The organism is Brevundimonas terrae, from assembly GCF_011761985.1.
GTDB lineage: Bacteria > Pseudomonadota > Alphaproteobacteria > Caulobacterales > Caulobacteraceae > Brevundimonas > Brevundimonas terrae.
In genome coordinates this window covers 20,098-43,511 of the sequence record NZ_JAASQT010000001.1, presented here as the reverse complement: position 1 = coordinate 43,511, position 23,414 = coordinate 20,098, and the positions used below count along the sequence as shown (strand labels likewise).

At 59.7% G+C, this 23,414-nt stretch carries 14 protein-coding genes; 12 read left to right on the top strand and 2 right to left on the bottom strand.

What is annotated here, in order from left to right; all coding sequences use genetic code 11:
* The first annotated feature begins 60 nt into the window (after positions 1-60).
* From FHS64_RS00200 to FHS64_RS00185, 4 genes are all read left to right on the top strand, one after another.
* A complete protein-coding gene (locus tag FHS64_RS00200; protein WP_167173943.1) occupies positions 61-1,422 on the top strand; it encodes an Hsp70 family protein in 1,362 nt (453 codons plus the stop codon).
* Between the two features lie 385 nt (positions 1,423-1,807).
* Positions 1,808-3,484, top strand: a complete 1,677-nt coding sequence (gene leuA, locus FHS64_RS00195) for a 2-isopropylmalate synthase (RefSeq protein WP_167173941.1) — start codon at positions 1,808-1,810, stop codon at positions 3,482-3,484.
* Positions 3,485-3,613: 129 nt separating this feature from the next.
* Positions 3,614-4,615 carry a lipoprotein N-acyltransferase Lnb domain-containing protein gene (locus FHS64_RS00190; RefSeq protein WP_167173938.1) on the top strand — a complete coding sequence of 334 codons (1,002 nt, stop codon included), beginning with the start codon at positions 3,614-3,616 and terminating at the stop codon, positions 4,613-4,615.
* A 108-nt stretch (positions 4,616-4,723) separates the two neighbouring features.
* Positions 4,724-5,893, top strand: coding sequence for a M24 family metallopeptidase (locus tag FHS64_RS00185; RefSeq protein ID WP_167173934.1), 1,170 nt, complete (start codon positions 4,724-4,726; stop codon positions 5,891-5,893).
* A gap of 26 nt (positions 5,894-5,919) precedes the next feature.
* Here FHS64_RS00185 and FHS64_RS00180 read toward each other — a convergent pair whose 3' ends face one another.
* Together FHS64_RS00180 and FHS64_RS00175 are read right to left on the bottom strand one after the other, a co-directional pair.
* The gene (locus FHS64_RS00180; RefSeq protein ID WP_243862650.1) at positions 5,920-7,215 is read right to left on the bottom strand and encodes an ATP-binding protein; all 1,296 of its coding nucleotides are present in this window, start codon (positions 7,213-7,215) and stop codon (positions 5,920-5,922) included.
* A gap of 5 nt (positions 7,216-7,220) precedes the next feature.
* Complete coding sequence (locus FHS64_RS00175; RefSeq protein ID WP_167173928.1) at positions 7,221-7,874, bottom strand: response regulator; 654 nt, start codon at positions 7,872-7,874, stop codon at positions 7,221-7,223.
* A 104-nt stretch (positions 7,875-7,978) separates the two neighbouring features.
* Between FHS64_RS00175 and dsbD the strand changes: the two genes are divergently transcribed.
* From dsbD to FHS64_RS00135, 8 genes are all read left to right on the top strand, one after another.
* Positions 7,979-9,856 (top strand): protein-disulfide reductase DsbD, encoded by a 1,878-nt coding sequence (dsbD, locus tag FHS64_RS00170; protein ID WP_341771033.1) that lies wholly within the window; start codon positions 7,979-7,981, stop codon positions 9,854-9,856.
* Entirely contained in the window at positions 9,853-10,647 is a 795-nt protein-coding gene (locus FHS64_RS00165; protein ID WP_167173923.1) for a TlpA disulfide reductase family protein, read from the top strand. Before dsbD ends, FHS64_RS00165 begins: the two co-directional genes overlap by 4 nt.
* 92 nt (positions 10,648-10,739) lie before the next feature.
* A complete protein-coding gene (locus FHS64_RS00160) occupies positions 10,740-11,390 on the top strand; it encodes a DsbA family protein (RefSeq protein WP_167173920.1) in 651 nt (216 codons plus the stop codon).
* Between the two features lie 312 nt (positions 11,391-11,702).
* The gene (locus FHS64_RS00155; RefSeq protein WP_167173917.1) at positions 11,703-12,443 is read left to right on the top strand and encodes a helix-turn-helix domain-containing protein; all 741 of its coding nucleotides are present in this window, start codon (positions 11,703-11,705) and stop codon (positions 12,441-12,443) included.
* Between the two features lie 150 nt (positions 12,444-12,593).
* The gene (locus FHS64_RS00150; RefSeq protein WP_167173914.1) at positions 12,594-12,845 is read left to right on the top strand and encodes a helix-turn-helix domain-containing protein; all 252 of its coding nucleotides are present in this window, start codon (positions 12,594-12,596) and stop codon (positions 12,843-12,845) included.
* The gene (locus tag FHS64_RS00145) at positions 12,845-14,173 is read left to right on the top strand and encodes a type II toxin-antitoxin system HipA family toxin (RefSeq protein ID WP_167173912.1); all 1,329 of its coding nucleotides are present in this window, start codon (positions 12,845-12,847) and stop codon (positions 14,171-14,173) included. Before FHS64_RS00150 ends, FHS64_RS00145 begins: the two co-directional genes overlap by 1 nt.
* A gap of 631 nt (positions 14,174-14,804) precedes the next feature.
* Positions 14,805-22,214 (top strand): CHC2 zinc finger domain-containing protein, encoded by a 7,410-nt coding sequence (locus FHS64_RS00140; RefSeq protein WP_167173910.1) that lies wholly within the window; start codon positions 14,805-14,807, stop codon positions 22,212-22,214.
* Between the two features lie 43 nt (positions 22,215-22,257).
* Positions 22,258-23,145, top strand: coding sequence for a 3'-5' exonuclease (locus tag FHS64_RS00135; protein WP_208380471.1), 888 nt, complete (start codon positions 22,258-22,260; stop codon positions 23,143-23,145).
* Positions 23,146-23,414 lie beyond the last annotated feature (269 nt).

Here is a 23,414-nt window from a genome sequence, read left to right as displayed (position 1 = left end):
CGATGTGGAAAAAGAGCGCATCGCGGCGTGATTTGCGCTAGGGGGAGCGCCCCCCGATCAATGCCTGACCTGAAAGTCCGCCGCGTGACTGTTTCTTCTGCTGCCGCCCCCATCGCTACTCTGGGTATCGACTTTGGCACCACCAATACGGTGATGGCGCTCAGCCTACCGGGGCAGGAGGCGCAGGTGGTGACGCTGCAAGGGCCAGCCGGTGGTCTGTCGGGTTTCCGCTCGGCGCTGGGCTTCCAGATCATCCCCGCCGCCGACGGATCGGCACCCGAACGCATCATCTCGGCAGGGCCATGGGCCGTCGAAACCTATCTGGAAGATCCGCTGGATACGCGCTTTATCCAGTCGTTCAAAAACTTTGCCGCCAGTGCTGCCTTCAGCGAAACCGTCATCGACGGTCGCCGCTACAGGTTTGAAGACCTGCTGGCCGTGTTCATGGAGCAGGTGCGCCAACATGCGGGCGAGGCGCTGCAAAACCTGCCGCCGCGCGTGATCGTGGGCCGCCCCGTCACCTTTGCGGGCGGCAATCCCAACGAGCCGCTGGCGCTGGAGCGCTATCAGGCGGCGTTCACGCAACTGGGCTTTGGCGATATCCGCTATGCCTATGAACCCGTTGGTGCGGCCTTCTATTTTGCCCGCTCATTGGAAAAGGCCGCGACCGTTCTGGTGGCCGACTTCGGCGGCGGTACCAGCGACTTTTCCATCATCCGGTTCGAGCCAACGCTTGATGGCCTGCGCTCCACGCCGCTGGGCCGCGCCGGTGTCGGCATTGCGGGCGATGCGTTTGACTATCGCATCATCGACAATCTGGTGTCGCCGGAACTGGGCAAGGGCACGACCTATACGGCTATGGGCAAGACCCTGCCGGTGCCGCAGCGCTATTTCACCGCCTTTGCCAAATGGGAGCAGCTGGCCCTGCTGCGGGCCTCGCGCGACATGAAGGACATTCGCGGTCTGGTCCGTAATGCCGACGAGCCGGAAAAGATGGAACGTCTGGTCGAGGTGCTGGACGAAAACTACGGCTATGCCCTGTACCAGTCCGTCTCGGCGCTCAAGATCGCCCTGTCGTCACAGGACGAGGCGGAGTTCGTCTTCGCACAGGGCGATGTCGATATCCGCCACACCGTCAGCCGTGACACCTTCGAGGGCTGGATCGCCCCCGAACTGGCCCAGATCGAAGGGGCGGTGGACCTTGCGCTGGAACGGGCAGGGATGGCTCCCGAGGGTATTGATCGCGTCTTCCTGACCGGCGGCACGTCCTTTGTGCCTGCGGTGCGCCGCATGTTTGTGGACCGCTTTAGCGAGGAACGCATCGAAAGCGGCAGCGAGTTCGAATCCATCGCTTCCGGTCTGGCCCTGATCGGACAGGAAACCGATCTGGACATGTGGAGCGAGACGCAAAACGCGGCCTAAACGGCCCGAGCATGGCTGTGGCCCGATCATGTTGCAATGCGGGATAAAGGTCCGACATTCGACAGAGGCGAGGATGGTTGTTCCTTGAAATCTGCCGAAGCGATGTTTTTGTTGCGTGGCAACTGCCCGTTTCCTCAGGCGAAGCGCACGCAATATTTCGACATGGCCATTTTAAAGGTGGATTTTTGCGTCTGGCTGCCTTAGGTCAGCGGCATGGTTGAGAAGCTTGCACATGCAGGTGTCGCCCGTCTGCGCATGGCTCCGATGAGCCTAGCCATGGGACGACTTATGAGTGGCCGCCGGGGTTAACGGCTGCCTCGGTGGCGACTTGCGTTCGCCGCACATCTCCCGACTGTAATCTGCTTGACCAAGAGAGGCGCAACACATGCTGCGCGACCCCTCGGTAAAATACCGTGCCTTCCCCCAAATCGACCTGCCAAACCGTCAGTGGCCGTCGCAATCCATCACCAAGGCCCCGCGCTGGCTGTCCACGGACCTGCGTGACGGCAATCAGGCGCTGGCCGACCCGATGGATGCCGACAAGAAGCAGCGCTTCTTCGACATGCTGGTAAAGATCGGCCTGAAAGAAATCGAGGTCGGTTTCCCGTCGGCGGGCGCGACCGAGTTCGACTTTATCTCGGGTCTGGTGCGTCAGGATCGCATCCCCGAAGATGTGATGGTGCAGGTGCTGACCCAGTCCCGCCGCGACCTGATCCAGAAGACGTTTGAATCGCTGGAAGGCGCCCGTACCGCCACCGTCCACCTGTATAATGCGGTGTCCCCCGCATGGCGCGAAGTCGTGTTCAATATGGACCGCGCCGGGGTAAAGGCACTGGCCATCGAAGGCGCAAAAATGCTGCGCGAAGAGGCCGAGAAACGCCCCGACACCGACTGGCGTTTTGAATATTCTCCCGAAACCTTCTCGACCGCCGAACTGGATTTTTCTCTGGAGGTCTGCGAGGCCGTTCAGGACATTCTGGAGCCGACGGTTGAAAAGCCGATCATCTTCAATCTGCCTGCGACGGTCGAATGCTCGACCCCCAACATCTATGCCGACCAGATCGAATGGATGATCCGCAACCTGTCACGCCGCGAGGCCGCGATCATATCTCTGCACCCGCATAATGACCGTGGCACGGGCGTTGCCGCGGCCGAACTGGGCCTGATGGCCGGTGCCGACCGGATCGAGGGCTGTATCTTCGGCAATGGCGAGCGCACCGGTAATGTCGATCTGGTGACGTTGGCGCTCAATATGTACACGCAAGGTGTCTCGCCGGAACTGGACTTCTCCGACATGGAGGAGATCGTCAAAACCGTCGAATACTGCAACCAGATCCCCGTCCATCCGCGCCATCCCTATGCCGGTGAGCTGGTCTTCACCGCCTTCTCCGGTTCGCACCAGGATGCGATCAAGAAGGGCTTTGAAGCGCAGGAAAAACGCAACGACCAGTTCTGGAACGTGCCCTATCTGCCGATTGATCCCGCCGATATCGGGGCCAGCTATGAAGCGGTCATCCGTGTGAACTCGCAGTCCGGCAAGGGCGGCATGGCGTGGGTACTGCAACAGGACAAGGGGTTGAGACTGCCCAAGGCCATGCAGGCCGATTTCAGCCGCGCCGTTCAGAAAAAGGCCGACGAGGTCAGCCGCGAACTGACCAGTGCCGACATCTGGGATGCCTTCCAAAAGGCCTATCGTCTGGAAGGCGCGCAGTATTTCGAACTGATGACCTTTAGCGAACAAGGCCGCGCCAAGAGCGACGGCCAACGCGTCTTCACCGGCGACGTCAAGATCGGCCACAAGGTGACGCCGATCTCGGGTCGCGGTAATGGCCTGATCTCGGCCCTGCTGGACGGTATCCGCGAGGCGGGCGCCCCCGAGTTCGAAATCATCGACTATCAGGAACACGCCATCGGCGCTGGCACCGACGCCCGCGCCGCCGCCTATGTCCAGTGCAAGACCAAGGATGGCCGCACCGTCTTTGGTGCGGGCATGGACAGCGACGTCGCCACCGCCTCGGCCCGCGCCGTCATCAGCGCCGCCAACAGTGTGCTCGCCGCCTGATCCTGTCCATTCTTGATGCGGGAAGGGGCGGACCTGAAAAGGTTCGGCCCTTTCTTTTTGCAGCGGTTTCGCACCGTGGCGCATCAGGGCGTTCCTGTCGTATGACGGATGCTGACCAAGGGGGATTGCGTGACAGTATCGGCGGTTAAGACGCGGGCATCGGGCGCGAAATGGGCGTGGGGCAGCTTGCTTGTGACCCTGCCGGTGGTGGCATGGACGGCGCTGGCCGTGCATTACCAACTGCGGCCGCTCATCGGCGTCTGGGCCTATGCCGTCCCGCTGTTGATGCTGGCGGTTCAGGTCTGGGTGTCCTTGATGGGGCGCGGGCGAGCATGGGTGGTTCTTGCCATCATGGTCGCTGTCGTCGCTCTGGGCTGGGCGCAGGTTCGCCCGCTACAGGTGCGTGACTGGGCCCCCGAACTGTCGCACGGCGTTGTGGCCGATATCCAAGGCTCCACCGTGCATCTGTCCAATGTGCGCGACTTTCGCTGGCGCACCCGCGATGATGGCGAACAGCGCTGGATCAGCCAGACGGTCGATCTGGATCAACTTGAAACCGTCGATTTCATCAGCACCGTATGGGCCAGCCCCCACATCGCCCACACTATGGTCAGCTTCGGCTTTTCGGACGGCCAGCATGTGGTGTTCTCCGCTGAAATCCGCCGCGAAAAGCACGAGAAGTTTTCCGAAATCGGCGGCTTCTTCAAACAGTTCGAACTGGTCCTGATCGGGGCCACCGAAGAGGACATCGTCAAGCTGCGCACCCATGCGCGCAACGAGGACGTGTCCATCTTCCCGCTGACCATGACGCCTGCGCAAAGGAAGGCCCTGTTCCTGTCCTATGTCGGCCTCGGCAATGATCTGGCCGCCAAGCCACGCTTTTACCAGACCATCACCACCAACTGCACGACCGTGATCTGGAAGCTTGCCCGCACCGTGGAAAAGCGCCTGCCGATGGACTGGCGCATCCTGCTGTCGGGCCACACGCAGGACTATCTGTATGACCTCGGCGTGATCAAAAACGACCGCCCGTTGACGGACATCAAGGCCAAGGCCCACATCACCGAAACCGCCCGCGCCTTGCCGGACACCGCGCCCTATTCCCAAGCCATTCGCCAAGGCCTGAGCTAGATAGGGCCTGAGCTGGATCACGGTATGTTCGACGTTTGGCTGCCGCCCTTGCAGGACAACCGCAAGGGTGAGACACACAGCCAAACCCGTTAAACATGCGTAGTGAATATGACCTTCTCAGCTCCCGTCGCCGCCCCCATCTCCGTCGAGGAACGCCACGCCCGCATTCGCACATTGGCGGCGCGACTTCAGGCTGATGGTCTGGGGGCCATGCTTCTGGGGCCAACCAATTCGCTGCGTTACTATACGGGGCTGGACTGGCACCCGTCAGAGCGGCTGACCGGTGCGCTGGTGCATGCCGACGGGCGTGTCCAGTATGTCTGCCCCCGCTTCGAGCTGGACAAGATTGCCGGTGTGACGGGCAATGACTATGCCGTCGCGGGCGAAATCCTGACATGGGAAGAAGAAGAAAGCCCCTATGCGCTGGTCGCGGGCGCGGTTGCCCCCGATGCGCGTCTGGCCGTCGATGATCAGGTCGCAACCTTTGTCTGGCTGGGCATGGCCCGCGCCATGGGTGCGGAGCGTCTGGTAGATGGTGCGCCGCTGATCGTGGCCCAGCGCGGCGTGAAATCAGCGACAGAGATCGCCCTGCTGATCCGTGCCAAGGCGATCACGCTGGAGGTCCTGCGCCGCACCCGCCACTGGTTGCAGGAAGGCGTGCTGACCTCCGAGGTCAAGCGCTTCATTGATGCCGAACACCGCAAACTGGGCGGCGAAGGCGGCTCGTGGTTCTGCCTCGTTTCGTTTGGCGATGACACCTGCCTGCCCCACGGTGGCGAAGGCGACCGCGCGCTGAAAAAGAACGATGTAGTGCTGATCGATACCGGCACGCTGGTGGATGGCTATCATTCCGACATCACCCGTACCTATGTGTTCGGTGAACCGAGTGACGAATTCCGCCGCGTCTGGGACCACGAGAAAAAAGCCCAGGCTCTGGCCTTCGAGGCCGCCCGTATCGGTGCCGAGTGCCAGAGCGTCGATGTGGCGGCGCGTGATTACCTGACCGGTCTGGGCTATGGCCCCGACTATCGCCTGCCGGGTCTGCCGCACCGCACCGGCCACGGCGTCGGTCTGGATATCCACGAAGCCCCCAATCTGGTGCGCGGCGATACCACGCCGCTGCAAGCGGGTATGTGCTTCTCCAACGAACCCATGCTGGTCATCCCCGGCCAGTTCGGCGTCCGCCTCGAAGACCATTTCTACATGAGCGAAACCGGCCCCGTCTGGTTCACCCAACCCTCCCACAGCCTCGACGACCCGTTCGGCGAAAACGCCTGACGGTTCGATGAGGGCCAAAGGACTGGCTATCTGATAGCCAGTTCGTGGATCTCGATCCGGAGACCGCCGAGGGGGGAGGCTGTGAAACCCAGCTTTGCGCCATGGGCGATGACGGCGGATTTGGCGATGGACAAGCCAAGGCCGCTGCCGTCGCTGCGCGAGTTGGCGGGACGGTAGAAACGCTGGCCCAGTTTGGACAGTTCGTCTGGCGAGACGCCGACACCGTCATCCTCGACAATCAGGACGGGACCGTCTGCTTGGTCTTCAATGGCGATCCGGATGGTCTGGTGGGCATGGGCGATGGCATTGGTCAGCAGATTGCTGAGGACCAGTTCAAACCGTGCCGGCACGACATGCAGGGTTCGCTCGCTGCCAATGATCTGCAGACGCTTGTCTGTATTAAGCGGGGCCAGTAGGTCGCCCAGTGTCAGCCAGCGCCTGTCCCCTTCGTTCAGGGGCGATGCCTCGTCCTCACGCGCGAGGGTCAGAAGATTGGTGACCAGACGGGCGGTCCGGTCCACCGAGGTCTGGATCAGTTTCAGGGCATCGGCACGGGCTTGCGGATCGGAAGTGCTGGCCGCGACCTGAGCCTGTATGCGGATACCGGCCAGAGGGGTCCGCAGTTCGTGGGCAGCGGCGGCTGTGAACTCGGTTTCACGCTGGCGTGCGGCCATGACACGGGCCATCAGGTCATTGACCGCATGCACCACCGGATGCAGCTCCGACGCATCGGAGGGCAGGTCCAGCGGTGGCAGGGTTTTCGTATCGCGCCCGACCAGAGCGGCGGCCATTCTGCGGACGGGCCGCAAACCTGCATCCAGTGCGCCCCAGATTAGAAAACCCAGCACGACAAGGCCCAGCAAGGCAGGCAATAACAGGCCTTGGACCACACTGCCGACAAGGCCGTCGCGCACCGCCAGACTGTCGCCGACCATCACCCAATAGGGCGTGCGGGGCACCTGTACCGTATAGACCCGCCATGTCTCGCCATTGATGGTGCGCTGTGAAAACCCTTCCTCGGATGTGGCCAGCATCTGGGTGGGGGCGCTGTTGGATTTGGCCACCAGATCACCGCCCAAAGTCCAGATCTGGCAGGACAGTTTCTGGCCATCGCCAAGACCTGTTGCCGGGGCGGGGGGGCGGATAACCGGCACAACCTGACCCTCCCCGATCAGGGACGAAACCATTCCCGCCGACTCCATCAGGCGGCGGTCCAGCACGCGCTGAACCTCGGCGCGGGTCTGTAACTGCACCCAGACAACCGACCCGCCCCAGACGAGCGAGGTCATCAGGATCAGCACCAGAAAGATACGAAGCCGCATGGAGGTCATTGCAGGGTGTACCCCACGCCGCGCACGGTGCGGATAAAGGTGCTGCCTAGTTTGGCGCGCAGATTGTGGATGTGCACCTCGACAGCATTGGAGCCGATATCTTCTTGCCAGCTATAGAGCCGTTCTTCGAGCTGGCTGCGCGACAGCACCTGTGACGGGCGCTCCATTAGCGCATAGAGGATGTCGAACTCGCGCCGTGACAGGAGCATGATTTCGTTTTCCTGCCAGACCTGACGCGAAACCGGATCGACCTTTACCGCGCCGTGGGTGACGAAATTCTCGTACAGGCCGAGATTGCGGCGACGCACAGCCCTCAGACGCGCGGCCAGCTCATCCAGATCGAACGGTTTGACGATATAGTCGTCGGCCCCCGTATCCAGTCCTTCGATGCGCTGGACGGTGTGGTCACGCGCCGTCAGCACAATGACACTGGTGTCGAGCGCCTTTGAGCGAATGAAGCGCAGCACATCCAGCCCGTCGCCATCCGGCAGGCCGAGATCGAGTATGGCCGCATCGAACGGCGTGGTTTCCAGCGCAGCCAAGGCTTCCTCGACCGTGTGCAGCAGCTCGACAACATAGCCGCGCTCCCGCAGGCCGATCCTCAGACCGTCTGCAATGACCGGATCGTCTTCAACCACCAGAACTCTCATGACGCGACCGCTGACACTGTGGGCTTAAGTTTGGCTTAAGCTGTGGCGGCGAGGGCCACCGGATGAACCTTTCCAGCCGTCTATCCCATGTCGCGGCGATAATTGTGACTATGGTCACTATCGCCATCATGCCGCTTTCGTCCCACGCTGCCCAGTTTTTGACAGCGGACGAAGCCTTTGTCCTGCGTGCGGAGCGACAGGCCGACGGCAGCCTGCGTCTTCGCTGGACCATAGCGGACGGGCACTATCTGTATCGTGACCATACCAAGGTGAAGACCGACGGGCAGGTGCTGGCCGCCACCCTGTCGTCGGGAATGGAAAAGGACGATCCGGGTTTCGGGCTGGTGAGTGTCTGGTTCGATCGCGGCGAGGCCGTCATCGGATCCCAAGCCCTGACCCGCGCCGGAAATCCGGCAAGGGTTCAGGTGACCTATCAGGGCTGTCAGGACGGCTCGGTCTGTTTCCCGCCGACGACGCAGGATGTCGAGGTGCCGTCGGTACCTGTCGTTTCCAGAGAACCGGCCAAGACACCGGAGCCGGTACCTCAACCCGCGCCGATGCCCCAACCTGCGCCGGTAATCGACGAGCAGGCTGCGCCCGCCGAGGTTGTGGAACCTCAAACCGCTTCCGTTGCGCTGGATGCGCCTGTTGCCGCAGAGCAGGCACGACCGGAAGTCATGCCAGAAACGATGATCGAGCGCCTTGAACGCCAAGGCGGCCAGATATGGATATTGGCGGCCTTCTTCGGGTTTGGTCTGTTGCTGGCCTTCACGCCCTGCGTCTTTCCCATGTACCCCATTCTGGCCGGAGTGATCGGGCAGGGGACCAGCGGCACACGCAGAGGCTTCTTCCTGTCTGTGGCCTATGTTCTGGGTCTGGCGACGGCGTTTGCGGCGCTGGGGGTTGCGGCGGCATGGTCGGGCCAGAATCTGCAAATGGCCCTTCAGTCGCCTTGGGCCATCGGCATTTTTGCGACTGTGTTTCTGGTGCTGGCGGCGTCCATGCTGGGCGGATTTGATCTCAGCCTGCCGCGATGGTGGATGGACCGTTTCAACGGACCGGCGCGAACCGGAAAACGCTCGCTGTTCTCGGCAGGGGGGATGGGGTTCGCATCGGCCCTGATTGTGGGACCGTGCGTGACCGCGCCATTGGCCGGTGCCTTGCTCTATATCACGCAGACGGGCGACGTCGTTCTGGGGGCATCGGCCCTGTTCGCCCTCGGTCTGGGCAAGGGCGTGCCGCTGGTCTTGTTCGGCACAGCCGGTGCCCGTTTCCTGCCCAGGGCGGGGGTCTGGATGAACCATGTGAAGGCGGCTTTCGGCTTCATCTTCCTGATCATGGCGTGGTGGCTTTTGTCGCGCATTCTGCCTGTTGAAGCCGTGATGGTGTCGGGGGCCTTGATCGCCTTTGCCGTCGCGGCGGCGCTGGTACGCCTCGGCAAAGGAGGGCACGCAGCACTGTCAGTGCCCTGTCGCGCCTTGGCCATGGCCGCCGGATTGTGGGGCGCGTTGCTTGTGGCCGGTGTGGCGCTGGGGGCCAATGATCCTTGGCGTCCGCTATCAGCTTTGAGCGCCGGATCATCGAACGGCACAACGGAAACCGACCCCTATCCGGTTGCCGCGATTGTCGAGGACGGCGCGTCACTGAAAGCCGCCCTACAGCGTGCCTCCGCACGCGGTGTGCCCGCCGTCGTCTATTTCACGGCAGACTGGTGCGTGACCTGTAGAGCGGTTGAGCGCGATGTTTTGCCCGCTTCCGAAGTGGTTCAGGCCTTGGGCCGCGCTGATCTGATCAAGGTCGATGTCACATCAAACACCGACGAGGTGCGCGGCCTGATGACCGAATACGGCGTGGTTGGCCCTCCAACCATGGTGTTTGTGGGGGCCGAAGGTTCCGAGCGCACCGCAGGGCGTCTGGTCGGAAAGATCACCCGCGAGGCTATGTTACAGGGCATCGAAATGGCCGGAGAAGCGCCGCGATGAATGCTCTGCAACTCGGTCCTCTGGTCCTGTCGGGCGAGCGTTTTGCCATCATCGCCGGCGTCTTCGTGTTCATGATCGGCACGGGCCTGTTGGCATCGCGGGTCAGCGAGCGGTTCAATCTCTGGAGTACAGTGGTCGTCTTTGCCGGACTGGCGGCGGCCCGTCTGGGCCATGTGGCTGGCAACTGGCAGTATTTCCACGATGATCCCCTGCGTATCCTTGCCGTCTGGCAGGGCGGTTTTCAGTGGGTCTGGGTCGTGCCGGTTTTACTGGTGGCCGGTATTGTCCTGCTGAAAACCACCACTGAACGCGCATGGGCCATCGCGCCAGCGGGCGTCAGTGCCTTTGTGTTCACTCTCATCTATCAGTTGGCATCGGCAACCGAGCCCATGCCTGCGCCGCATATCGCGCTTGAGCCACTGGACGGACCTGCTGTCATCCTCGCCCAAGGCGATGGCCGCCCCACCGTCATCAATCTGTGGGCGAGCTGGTGCGCGCCGTGTCGCCGCGAAATGCCCGCTTTGGAACAGGCCGAACAGGCCAATCCCGATGTGCGCTTCGTGATGGTCAATCAGGGCGAGGGCAGGCAGAAGGTGCAGGACTTCCTCGAGACGGAAGGCATCACCATGCAACATGTCCTGCTGGATCAGGGCATGCAGGTGCAGAGACATTACCGGACGGTGGGCCTGCCTGTGACCCTGTTCCTCAATGCCGATGGCACATTGCGTCACGCCCATGTGGGCGAAATCGCGCCCGAGCAGATCGCCAAACAGATCGCCCGCCTGAAGTAAGGGGTCTTAAGCCTGACTTAAGCCGGAAGGGCGACGGCGGGGCAGTATTTTAAAGCCCGCCAAATCTTTGCGGGCCGATCTAGGAGATATCCATGAAGCTCGTACCGCTCAGCGCCGCTTTGGTCGCCGCCGCAACCTTGGTTGCCTGTGGTCCGGCAGATGCCAACAGCCCGCCCCAGAACGGCGGTGCCATGGTCATGGATGTGGGCTTTAGTGCCCTGCTCAGAGCGCCCGCCACGCCCTTCCTCGGTGCCGAGGACGCCGACATCACCATCATCGGCTACATGGATTATAACTGCCAGTACTGCAAAATGATGATCCCCGAACTGGAGGGCCTGCTGGCGGCAGACCCCAAGGTTCGCATCCTGTACAAGGAATGGCCCATCTTCGGCGAAGTGTCCGAGAATGCCTCCCGTCTGGCGCTGGCTGCGGGCTATCAGGGCAAGTACCACGATGTGCACAAGGCCTTTATGAGCGCGCCCAGCCGCATCGACAGCGATGCAACCGCACGCCGTCTGGCCACCGAAGCCGGTGTCGACATGGCCCGTCTGGATACCGACCTCGCCCAGAACCGTGCCGCCATCGACGCCGTACTTCGTCGCAACACCGTCGAGGCCTCTGCCTTAGCCCTACGCGGCACCCCCGCCTTCGTCGTCAACGGTATCCTGATCCCCGGCGGCATAAAGCAGCAACAGTTCGAAACCCTAATCGCCCGCATCCGCTCCGGCCAACCACTCTATTGAGCAGGTGGGCCCAAAAGTGTGCCCAAAGCGACACCCAAGCATCTGTTTTGATTGAGGAACCGTGGCGGACAGAGAGGAAGTCCTCTCGTTTAAGGAAATCAATCAGTTAGCTTGTCTAATGGCCCCAATAGGGGTCTTTGATTTCAAAAGGCTTTTTACCCAATTGTCTAACGAGCGCGGGGGCGTTTCAGCCATGAAAAACCCCGCCAGCGTTGCAGCGCTAGACGGGGTCCATAACAACTTGCGACAAGGCACAAGCAAGGTGCCTTTCTACGGCGTTCAGGCTCGCACCGCAACCGCGGAGGCCGCCCAATGAGCCGCCGCCTAGACCCCGACAACTTCACTGCCGAGAAACTGGCCTGGCACCAACTGCTCAGCGCCACGCCGGGCCTATCGCTTCCGGCCAAGGCTGTGGCGGGCCAGATCCTCCATGACCTAAACTCGCTTCAGGGCGGCGCATGGCGCGGTCAGGACAGCATGAGCGAGCTTTTGGGTGTCAGCGAGCGCCAACTGCGTCGCCTGCTCTCAGAGCTTCAGAAAGCGGGTTTCCTCGACATCGAGGTCCAGAAGGGTAGGGGGCGTACCAACCGTTACTTCGCTACGGTCCCCACTGGTATCGAACTCTTCCGCCCGAAGGCGTCGGACTGCACCCAAAAGGCTCCTCAAACGGAGACAGTAAAGCGGACACCAGCGTCCTCTTATCCCGCCAAAAACCGGACACCCATGACCAAAAAACCGGACATGGATGGCCGACAATACCTTTATAAACCCATTAAAGACTCTCGAGCGCCTCTCAGGTCGTCGCCAAAGGCGACCCCTGTTGTCGCATGTTTTCCCAATCCAGATATCCGACGTGAGGTGCTCGCCCTGATCGGTCCAGAAAAGACGGCAAGCTATCTGGACAGTGCTCTCTGGGATGCTGCCTCACGGATGATCTTAACGCCGCACGCCCTCGGTGCTGACCGTTTGCGTGAGTTTGCGGGGCGATACCTAGCGAGGGAAAATATTGGCGTTTCGTTTGGCACTAGCGAGCAATCTCGGCACGCGGCCTAGAGCCAATTGGTGCTTAGCTCTTGATCCAGTTTCAGTATTTTATGTCGATAAGCGCATATGCAATATTTATGCTTAAAAGAGCATATTTAGACTTTATGTTGAAAGCGCCATAAATCTGGTTTATGCTGAATGGCGCATAGGAGAGGCCGTATGGAACAGCTCGCGCGTTCACCCCGCCAGCTCGGGGATTTCATCCAGCGATGCCGGAAAGCCAAGGGGCTGAACCAGTCCGAACTGGCTGATCTCGCTGGCACTCGACAAGAAATGGTTTCGAAGATCGAGAGCGGCGCGCCCGGCTCCAGGATCGCTACCATCTACGACCTGCTGGCGGCGCTCGATCTGGAAATGACGCTCACGCCCCGGTCGCGCAGTTCTTCAGGTGATATCGAGGACATCTTCTGATGGGGCGTCGTCGGGCCTATGTGCCTCTGAACGTCCTGATCAACGGTCGGCAGGTTGGTCGCCTAGAGAAAGAGGCCGACGGTGCCGTCTTCTTCCAGTACAGTCGCGACTGGATGGATTGGCAGCAGACCTTCCCGATCTCTCTGTCCCTGCCCCTGCAAGAGGCTGCCTTTCGAGGCGCGGCGGTCAATGCGGTGTTCGACAACCTCCTGCCGGACAATCCTGCGGCACGCAAACAGGTCGCCGAGAAGACCGGGGCCCAAGGCGTCGACACCTATAGCCTGTTGTCGGAAATCGGCAGGGACTGCGTTGGCGCGATGCAGTTCCTCCCCGACGGGCTGGACATCGATACCTCGGGGGCCATCGAGGCGGAGCCGATTAGCAACGCCGGGATCGAGACCCTGCTTGCTAATCTCGCCCGGGCCCCGCTTGGCGTCGATCCCGACGAAGGCTTCCGCATTTCCATCGCTGGTGCGCAGGAGAAGACGGCCCTGCTGTTCCATGAGGGGCAATGGAAACGACCGATCGGATCCACGCCGACGACGCACATCCTGAAGCCCCAGCTGGGCCGCATACCGACCGCGTCAGGCGAGGTGGATCTCAGTCACAGTGTCGACAACGAGCACTACTGTCTCGCCCTTCTGCGGGCCTTCGGTCTGGAGACGGCGAAGACCGAGATCGCGACCTTCGGTAAAAGGCGGGTGCTGGTTGTGGAACGGTTTGATCGAGTCTGGCGGTCGGACGGCCGGCTGCTTCGCCTGCCTCAGGAAGACATGTGCCAGGCGCTGTCCATCCCCTCCAGCCAGAAGTACCAGTCCTACGGAGGACCGGGGATGCAGGACATCCTCGATCGTCTTCAGGAAGCCGACGATCCGGCCCGAGACCGGATGGCCTTCTTCCGCAGCCAGATTCTGTTCTGGCTGACCGGTGCCACGGACGGCCACGCCAAGAACTTCAGCCTATTCTTGAGGCCGGGCGGACGGTTCCAGCTGACCCCCTTTTATGATGTGCTAACGGCCCAACCGGCCTTTGATGCGAAGCAGATCCTCCATAAGGACTTCCGTCTGGCCATCTCGGCTGGGGCGTCGCCGCACTACCGGATCGACAATGTCCTCGGGCGTCACTTCATCCAGAGCGGCAAGGCTGCGGGCCTAGGTCGGGCAGCCATGCGAAGGGTAGTTGACGAGATCCTGGCTGGTGCAGCGACGGCACCAGATAGGGCATTGGCCGACATGCCAAACGATTTCCACTCAGAAGCCCATGATGCGATCAAGACCATCCTGCCGCGACGATTGAAACTCCTAGAGACCGCCTACGAGGAACTCTGACGTGCATGCTTAGGGCGTGTCAGCCCATGGCACATGCATCCGATGTACCGAATCTAGGCCAACGAAGTGGCCCAGTGCATCCGATGTACCGAATTCAGAGCGCCAAATCGGCCCTTCTGCATCTGAAGTACCGAATCTGGGCCAGCGAGAATGGCGCAGTGCATCCAATGTACCGAATTCAGAGTGCCAAACCGGCCCTTCTGCATCTGAAGTACCTAATCTGGGCCAGCGAAATGGTCCAGTGCATCCGATGTACCGAATCTAGAGCGCCAACTCGGCCCCTCTGCATCTGAAGTGCCGAATCTAGGCCAATGAGAATGGCCCAGTGCATCCGATGTACCGAATATAGAGCGCCAAATCGGCCCCTGTGCATCTAAAGTACCGGACCTAGGCCTCCGAGAAAGACCGTTAGTGACTCATAGCAGCGGTTGGGAAGGTCCGCTGCTAGCCAGTCGTTGGGTACATCAGCTCTGGATCACTAACATCGGCAGTATGAGGTGATAGTCAGCTCTATAGAATACCGAACGCCATTATCTATCCAATCTTACGTGATCAGCCTATTAACTGTGTGGAGTGAGCCAGTCATAGCCGCCGGCTTGCGTGAAATGGTTGAGAGCTCGGGGGAGTTTAGATGGCGCGATCAGCAACAGAGCGATCGGAAATAATCGCTCGACTAGTGGAGCGTGCGAACATTGTCGAAGTGGCGGTGGGCTTAGGTCTACAAGTCGAACGACGCCAGGCGGAGCCGCGCAAGGCGATCTGTCCGTTCCACGACGACAAAGATCCTTCCTTAAGCTTGTACGGTTCACGGAACGGGAAACGAGGCCACTACCACTGCTTCGTCTGCGGCGCTCACGGTGACGCAATCAAGCTGGTCCAAACCTATGAAAATCTTACATTTGGTGAGGCGGTTACGCGCTTAGCTCGTCTTATGGGGGAAGATATTCCCGGAGGGCTGGTAGCTCAATCTGATCGGCGCGCGGGCGGGAATGAGCTGAGCGAGTTAATCCAGAAGGCGTCGTCTCGGGCTAAGGCGGGGGCTACCTACGCTGTCGAACGGGGCTTCGACCCAGCGTGGCTTCGGGAACGTGGTGTGGCCAACCTAAGTCTCACACCACTTATCGAAAAAGCGCGCAAAGATCGAGTGCTTGAAGAAGCTCTTGTCGCTGCGGGGATCGCTCGTCGCCGCGATGAGGGAGAAGTTAGAGAGTTGTGGCAGGAGGGCTTGCGCGGCTTCTTCAGCGGCGAGCGTTTAGTCTTCCAGATCAATGATGAGCGCGGTGTCGTAGCCGGTTTTGCCGCGCGATCGCTTACGAACAATAAGCCGAAGTATCTCTACTCTTACGGCTTTCCTCGGCGAGACGTCTTGTACAGGGCGGATGCCGTCATGCGGCGGTTGGAATCGGAACATGTAAACTCCGACGGGCAGCCGTTCGATCTCTACATCGTCGAAGGCTTGTTCGACGCCTTGCGTTTCGAAGCATTGGGCTTCAACGCCGTGGGGATACTTGGTGCCCGGATGACGCCAGGACAGCTCGATGTCCTGCGGGGCCTAGCCATCGTAGCCTCTCGTTTTGGCCGCGAACTTAACATTCACATCTTTCTCGATCGTGACGAGGCTGGGCGGCTTGGTGCCTACGACGCTTCACTGGCGATCCTACGAATGTTGGAGGATGAAGCGCCCTTCAGCCTTGACGTCATCTGGCCCGCTGAGGACGATGGAAAAAAGATCGACCCTGATACGGCGCTACGAGCGCTTGATCGTCAGGCGGCGACGTCAGTCTTGAGCAACTGGTCAGTACAGCCACTCACGTTCCTAGCGTCCCATTTATTAGCGCTGGATCCGCGCGCCATTGAGTGGGATTCGGTCTCGCGTCTGAAACGCGCGTCCGCTGCGCGCACCATCGCTCAATCAATTGCCGGAGTAGGTTGGACGAAGATTGCCGCCTCGCTAACGACATCGGATAGAGACTCGGGCCTTGTCGAGTTTGCCGAGCTGGTGAGCGTCTATGCTCAGCCAGCTCTGTCAAGGAGTCCGTCGCTTCTACAGGACACGTCCTTCCGTTCAACGCCCGACACCTCAGCGGATTTACTCACCGCTCTGACGCTCGCGCGGTCGTCAACGTCTAGGCGCGAGTATCCCACCGACGATGCATCTTGGGATCGTCTTGGAGCGGCGGCATCAACGGCGCTACATCTTCATGCACAAAGGCTCAAGCTTGGAGACGGACCATCGACGACGTTGCTCGCACGTGAAATTCCTAAGGGAGGCGGACGCTATCGCCTGAAACGGGGTCCCGTCGCTGAAGACGCGCTTATCCAGCAGTATATTCTGATCGAACTTCTGCGCACTCGTCCGGATTGTCCGGCATTTGAGATGAATGTGCCGGCGGTCCGGTATGCGTTAAATCGAGATGGTGATGGTGTAATCTACTGTACTGGGTCTGATCATGATGCGGAACCAGTTAGCTTCGCCTACCAGATAGACATGGCGATCGTGAACGGGGAGGCACCGCCCCGCCGGGAGGGTCCGTTCCGTCCATACTTCGATTGCTGGCGATCATTCATCGATTTTGTGGAATCCAAAATTAAGGCGTTCCACCACGACGAGCTCCAAATTCTTCGTCTCGACGTAGCTGGTTTCTACGATAACATTCGACGCGACGCGGTTGAAGATGCGTTGACCCGACCACTTGCAGCGGCCATCTCTGCACTGGCGGCTTCTGACGGTGGCGTAGGCGCGTTCGCAAAGCTATTCCGTCCCGAAGCCTCAGAGAGTCCGGAGAGACGAGCAGAGGCGACAACAGATTTTCTTCTGAAGCACACCTTTGGGTTGAAACATCGCCACCCGGATACAGGGCAAGAAGTCGAAGAAGATCCGCTCAAGGGCATCCCACAAGGGCCCGATCTGTCTGCCTACCTTGCAAACATTTCCTTGTTCGAACTGGACGAGCTGATGCGAAGGGAGATAGCCCAGATTAACGCTGCACTCTCTGATCGGGACGCCTGTGGGGCGGCGTATGCGCGATACGTCGATGACATTGTGATCGTGTGCGCAGACCTTTCTACTGCATCACTCTTGCGAAGAAAGATCGAGGCGCATCTCGCCACTCTCGGTTTGTCGCTAAATCGGAAAAACGCCACTCCGCCGCCCATGACTCGTGAGGAGGCAAGGGCGTGGATCACAGACAACAGGGCGGGATTTGGCTTCTCGGGGCCATTGGCTGATCTGCCAACGACCGAGGCTATGGACCCCCTCGCAGAGGCGGGTGACATCGATAGAAAGACGGCGCTTGGGTTATTGTACGATCCAGAGTTGGATGACCCGGCCAACTCTGAGCGGACAATATCTCGGATCGGCTGGGCACTTCAGGCACCAGACCTCAGGTTTAATGATCGGGCTAGCGCTTACAGGCGCCTCTGGACGTTGGCTGCATCGGGCACGCCTGTGGCAGTCGAGCAGGTTGCAGGCGATTTCTTGAGTCTTGTCAGAGAAGTCGATCCTGCCGTTCTGCTGGTAGTTGATGGCGATCCCCGACGCGATATTTTGTTGGCCTGTATTGAAGGGCTCGACAGGGCGCTCCGCCTTTCCGTTCCTAGCGGAATGCTGCCCGACGCTGCATGTGAGGAGATAGCTGCGCGAACCCAAGCACTGGCGCACGCGGTGCTTCAGGATGTTTTCACGCCGCTGGTTTCGGCGTTCGGAGAGGATGCGCAAGGCTCATTCCTTCGGCGCTACGATGTCCGAACTCAGATCTGCATGATTGGGCAGCTCGCCGCCCAGATCGTAGCTCGAAATGGCGAAGTCGAACTGGGGGCCTTGCGTAAGTACACCGACGGCACTGCAAAGGAGCAGCCCCTCTACAGTGGTCTTTTATGGTCACTGCATCGGTTTGATCGTCGGATCTTCGGTCCAAGCGAAATCACGGTCACCCGATCTAACGCCACTAGTGTCGCTTTCGCCCAACTTCATGGTGCCATCGTCAAGCTTCAGAGACTGGGGCGCATCGGAGGACAGGCAGAGGAGCTTCTGCCGCTGTCAGAAGCTTTGCTTGCTGATCCTGAGCACATCGTTTCGTCAGTGAACCAGATCCTCCGCATTTGGAGTCCTGACACTGACAGCGCGGGACTACTTAAACCTACGCAGTTGGAGCTTGATGCTGCTGCCACCCTCGTCAACCTTACTCACAGTAAGTTTGCCGAGGTGGCCGAAAGACGCCCCCATCTTCTCAGCATGATCGCGGGTCACACAGACGCGAGGCCTCTACCTTCGCCTCCGGGTTTGCAGACGCATGGTCTCCTTCTCTGGCGCCCAGACGGACAACTTCTGCTCGCTAAAGCGTCCGAAGATATCGATGATCCAGTCGGCGTCGAATGGGTCACGAGGGAAAGCGTCTTGAACTCCAGCATCGTGCTGAAGACCGCTAATCTCCCTGCCGGCTGTGAGCCAGTGTTCATCCGACCGCAGGACTGGACCCCGCGCCTTATTGCCGAGACCTATAGAGCCTTCTTCTCCCTTTGGAGGAAGCTCGACGACGATGCTGGGGAGGCGATTTCTGTTCCTACGGTATTCTCTTTCTTTGCCAGATTAGATAACGGCGCGATCTGTGATCACCGAATGGTATCGTGGACCGCTTCGCCGACGACCGTGGATGGGCACGCTTTTGTTCGGACTGGGCAGGCACTCGAGGCTCGAAGTGTCTTCGCTGAAGGCGCTGATTTCTGGCGCTTCGGCTGGGCTATCCGCGATCTCTGCGGTCGCGACCAAGTACCAGGCGACGATGAAGATGGAGCTGAGGCTCAAGCGTCCGCTCGGCTCGAGCGGGATACTCACAGGCGCGAAGCAATTCTTTCGCGTGTTTTGCCGCGGTTATCTGGTGCTGATCGGTGGGGGCCAGGTGAGATTAAGCCCGGCAAGAACATGCCAACCCGGATCGAGCGGGGGCTCAGACTCCTCGAGCGGTTTGGGGAAGGAACTGTTGGCGTAGATGCGGCGTACCTTGTTTCAGCCCTAAGCGAAGGCTTGTTCATGAACGAGAGGGTCAATGGGTCTGACAACCTATCGATTCCTGGGGCACCGGTAAGTCTTCTGGCGCGAGCGGCAAGGCGTGCGATGCGAGCCGTGCCTGAGGCTGCTGTACATTGGGCGACTGTGGAGGAGCCAAGTGCACCCTATCGGCGCACCGCCCTAGCCTGGTTCACTGTAGCCACTCGACTGCGCCTTCATCTAGCGGACTTGGGAGAGGGCGCGGCGCATCCACTTCGATCTCTGGCTCTGGGCGCTGAAGTTCTCGGTGTCGTGGCCGACCTTCGCGCACTGGTCTTCGAGTTAGCTGGCGGCCTAGATCGGACGGTTCTCGAACGCCTCTCATCTATTCGAATTGCTCAAGGATGGCTCCACGATGTTGTGGGATCGGAGATTCGCCTAGTCGACGACAGCAGATCATTAGACCCCGCGGCCGACGTGCAGATAAAAAGGCTCCTAGAGGTATTCTCCGAGATCGTCCTAGGAACCCGCGCCGGAACGAGAGGGCTTCGCGACATCATATCTCCATCAGGTTGGGTTGTGCTGGCGGCGACCCTGCTACAGGTCTTGGTGGTCGACGATGATGAAGTCGGCCTTCGTCCGCGCCTTTGGCCCATGGATCTATTGAAGCTTGAACGAGCAGAGAAGGCCCTGACTGTGCTGTTGAAGGCAATCGCCCCGGCATCGTCTGCAGTGGTGGACAGTGACGAATGGCCCTGGGACGCTTTCGCTGAGATTTATGAAGGCTGGCCGGAAGACCTCGGCGAAACACTACGCGAACTCACAGAAGCGGCCACCTTAAGCGTAACTACATGCCGATCTGGCGTGAATCCACGTGGTGAAGATGCCTATACGGGCCGGCAGACGGTTCGGTTGTCCGACGGAACCTCCATAGGAATTTCAGACTGGCAGGTAGATATCGCTCACATCCGCGGAGAAAAGGGCATCGCGACTGAAAGTCGCGAAGTCTCGGGACGGATGCAGTACGCCTATTCATTAACATGGGCAGGTGAACGCTTGCTCGGGCTGCATCTTGTCTCTCGCCAGCTCTCGGCTACGGCCTTCGGACGCCAGGAAGTTGGTAATTCCGATGCTGCCGAAGATACTGAGCAATTGAACCTTGCAAGCCTCTCTGCAGACAAGGACGCCCCTGTGGTCGGTATGGACGATACCAGACCCGTTCCAAACTCGCGTCCCAATCGATCAACAATCGAGCGGGGAGATTTTGCGGACGATAAGATCAATGTCATTCGACAGCTGCAGCAGAAGGCTTGGAGGGTTCGCGCAGGCTACAAAGGATTCGGCCGGCAGAGGGTCGCGCTACTCCAGTGGGACGTCGTCGACAGCTATGAGGCGCCTGGAGCAAAACTGGGACGTAACGAGGGCCTTCTAAAATCAACCGGAGCCATTGTTGACGAGAAGGATCTCAAGATTGGCGGAGCATTTGCTTCGACGACCGAGTATCGCCGACGAGCGATTTTAAAAGCGGCGCTATCCGCCTGCATCGACTTCGGTGTCGATGGACTTGTCCTTCCAGAATACAGCTTGCGACCGGAGACGGTGAATTGGCTGGCTCGGCAACTCAAACAGACGGCTGCGCCGATTATCGTCTGGTGCGGCACCTTCCGTCTTCCAGGAGGGACCCAGCTCGACTACCAAAACTCTGGAGGCGAGCCCTACCTCAGTGTGAACACCAAGAATACACCCGTCGGTCGGGATCGGTTCGATGATCACACGGCGCTGCTGACCTGCCTCCGTGTCCCCGCAGGCAGCCGTGCAGGAGATAGAGTCAAGGTTGCCGTCCGTCGTAAGCGGTATCCGTCTGCTGCGGCTGGAGAACTCATCCGCCCGCCCGTCAACGAGCCTTGGCGCCCCTTGCTAGAAGACGCAAACAGTCCATTCGACCTCGCATCGTTCTCCCTGGAGCTCATTTGCTCGGAGATGTTCCCGCATGCCAGTAGCGCCAACTTTGTCGGCATTATCGACGAGAACGAGGTGCTCGCACGAAGATACGGACTGGTGCAGAATACGACACCTCCGTTCGAGTATTTGACCTGTGACGTTTATGAGTTCGCGAAGTGGACTTCCTACCGCAACAGGCAAAAAATTCAGGGCGATACGGACCAGCATCTGTGGCGTGGGCAGCGACTTCAGAGGACCCTTATAGTCCTACCTGCGATGACCACACGGTCAGCGGACTATCACATCTTTGGCCAGAACCAGTATCTCGCCGCCGGCCTCGTTACCGTTTTCTGCAACGCTGTGGAGACTCATTACGCATGCGGAGAGAGCTGCTTCATCGGGCTGGATGGGTGGCGCGAAACAGAGCCGCCGACGTCGCCGTATTGGGGGATTGCTCCAGGTATATTCCAGATTGGAGCTAAGAAACACTCGGGGCCATTAGGTAGAGGTGAGGCGGCGATGGTGATCGCCGACCTCGATCTCATGAGGACATCTGACCAGAAGCCGCGTCCGCATTATCAAGACAAGCCCCTCGAACTTGTGGCCCACTTGCCACTCATCTTCCACACGGAAGCAGCGGGCGGCGGTGTGAAAGGCGATGACCCGCATGGTCGGCGCCGCATTAGATTGCGAGCCTTGGACGCCTCGAACTCCGATGTTTCGTTCGATCAAGCCGTGGAGACGATTTACGACGCGCTTGCCGCTGAAAAGGAATGGCGCGCGGAGATGGGCGTGTTGCAAGCGGACCGCGTCGCAAGCGTCGCGCACGATGCAGCAGTAGCTGCCATTGACGCAGGACTCCGGACAATTGCTGCTTTCTCTGAAAAGAGCGAATGGGCGGACAAGCGTAGGAAGGCATTCAGTGCGGATCGATTTAAATATCCGTCGTCAACTCCTTGTCCTGCTCTGGTTGACTGGATCTATGTCGATGACCGTTGGGTTACAGGAGATCGGGGCGATGGATTCGACGCTGATCAAGATCCGCTGCTTCAGGATTACCCTAGGCTCACGGTGCCTAGAACTATTTCCGAACCAGATCGAAAGCCGGCCTGATCCACGGCGGGATTTGACAAGCATTTAAAGGAATTCGGGAACTGTGACTGAACTCGAGCGCATGGCGCAGCTTCTGGAAGAGTCAGGCGACTATCGAGTCCTCCGACGCCTGAGGTCCCAGGTTGGATCCCCGCCGCCACCGTCGAGCGACGTGCGGACCGGGCTGTTTCTAGATGTAGAAACCACAGGGCTTGATCTGCTACGAAGCGAGGCGATCGAACTTGCGATCGTACCATTCGAGTTCACTTTGGATGGCCAAGTTTTCAGAACTGGGGAACCTCTCAGTCAGCTGAACGAGCCCAGCGCACCATTGTCAGCCGAAATTACGGCACTGACCGGACTAACGGATGCTGCCCTCGAGGGGAAACGGTTCGAAGTAAAAGCGATCGAAGCTATCGTTGGGCCAGCCTCGCTGATCATCGCGCACAACGCTGCATTTGACAGACCGTTTGCAGAACGGATTTCAAGTGCGTTCAAGTCTAAGCCTTGGGCATGCTCAATGACCGGCGTGCCTTGGAGAGTGGAGGGTCTCGAAAGCCGCCGTCTATCCGATCTCTTGGCGCACTTTGGCCTCTTCTTCGACAGCCACCGCGCGTGTGAAGATTGTCTCGCAGGGGTCGAGTTACTCCGGATGCTGCTCCCTCGTTCAGGAGAGCTCGTAATGACGGCCCTTCTTGATGGTGCTCGGCGAGCCACTTACCGTATCTCTGCAAAGCGCGCGCCGTTTGATGCCAAGGGCAAGCTTAAGGCTAGGGGATATCGCTGGAACGGGGAGGCATCCCTCGGACCTCACGCTTGGTCGATCGAAGTCGAAGCCGAGCAGGTGGAACTCGAGCTCCAGTTTCTTGAGCAGGAAGTCTTCTTCGGGGCTGCTGAAATTCCGATCGCAAAGGTCACAGCCTTTGAGCGCTTTTCCGCGACGCAATACTAGACTAAATAGTGAGCCGCAAATCTAGCCAAACCATCCGTGCATCACGTCATCGAACGTACATTATACGGCTGTTTCCGCATGTCCGGTTCTGGCGCTAAGCGGACGTACTGGCGGCTCCATTGAAGATCGCGTTCGGCAATATCTCGCGTGATTTTAGGCACGCGCTTAGCGCGTTGATTACATCGTATGCCACCAGATGATTCGATCTGGACTGTTTTACGTCAGTCTTTCCATGCCTCCCTAAATTGCTCAACTTATGGTGGTAAATA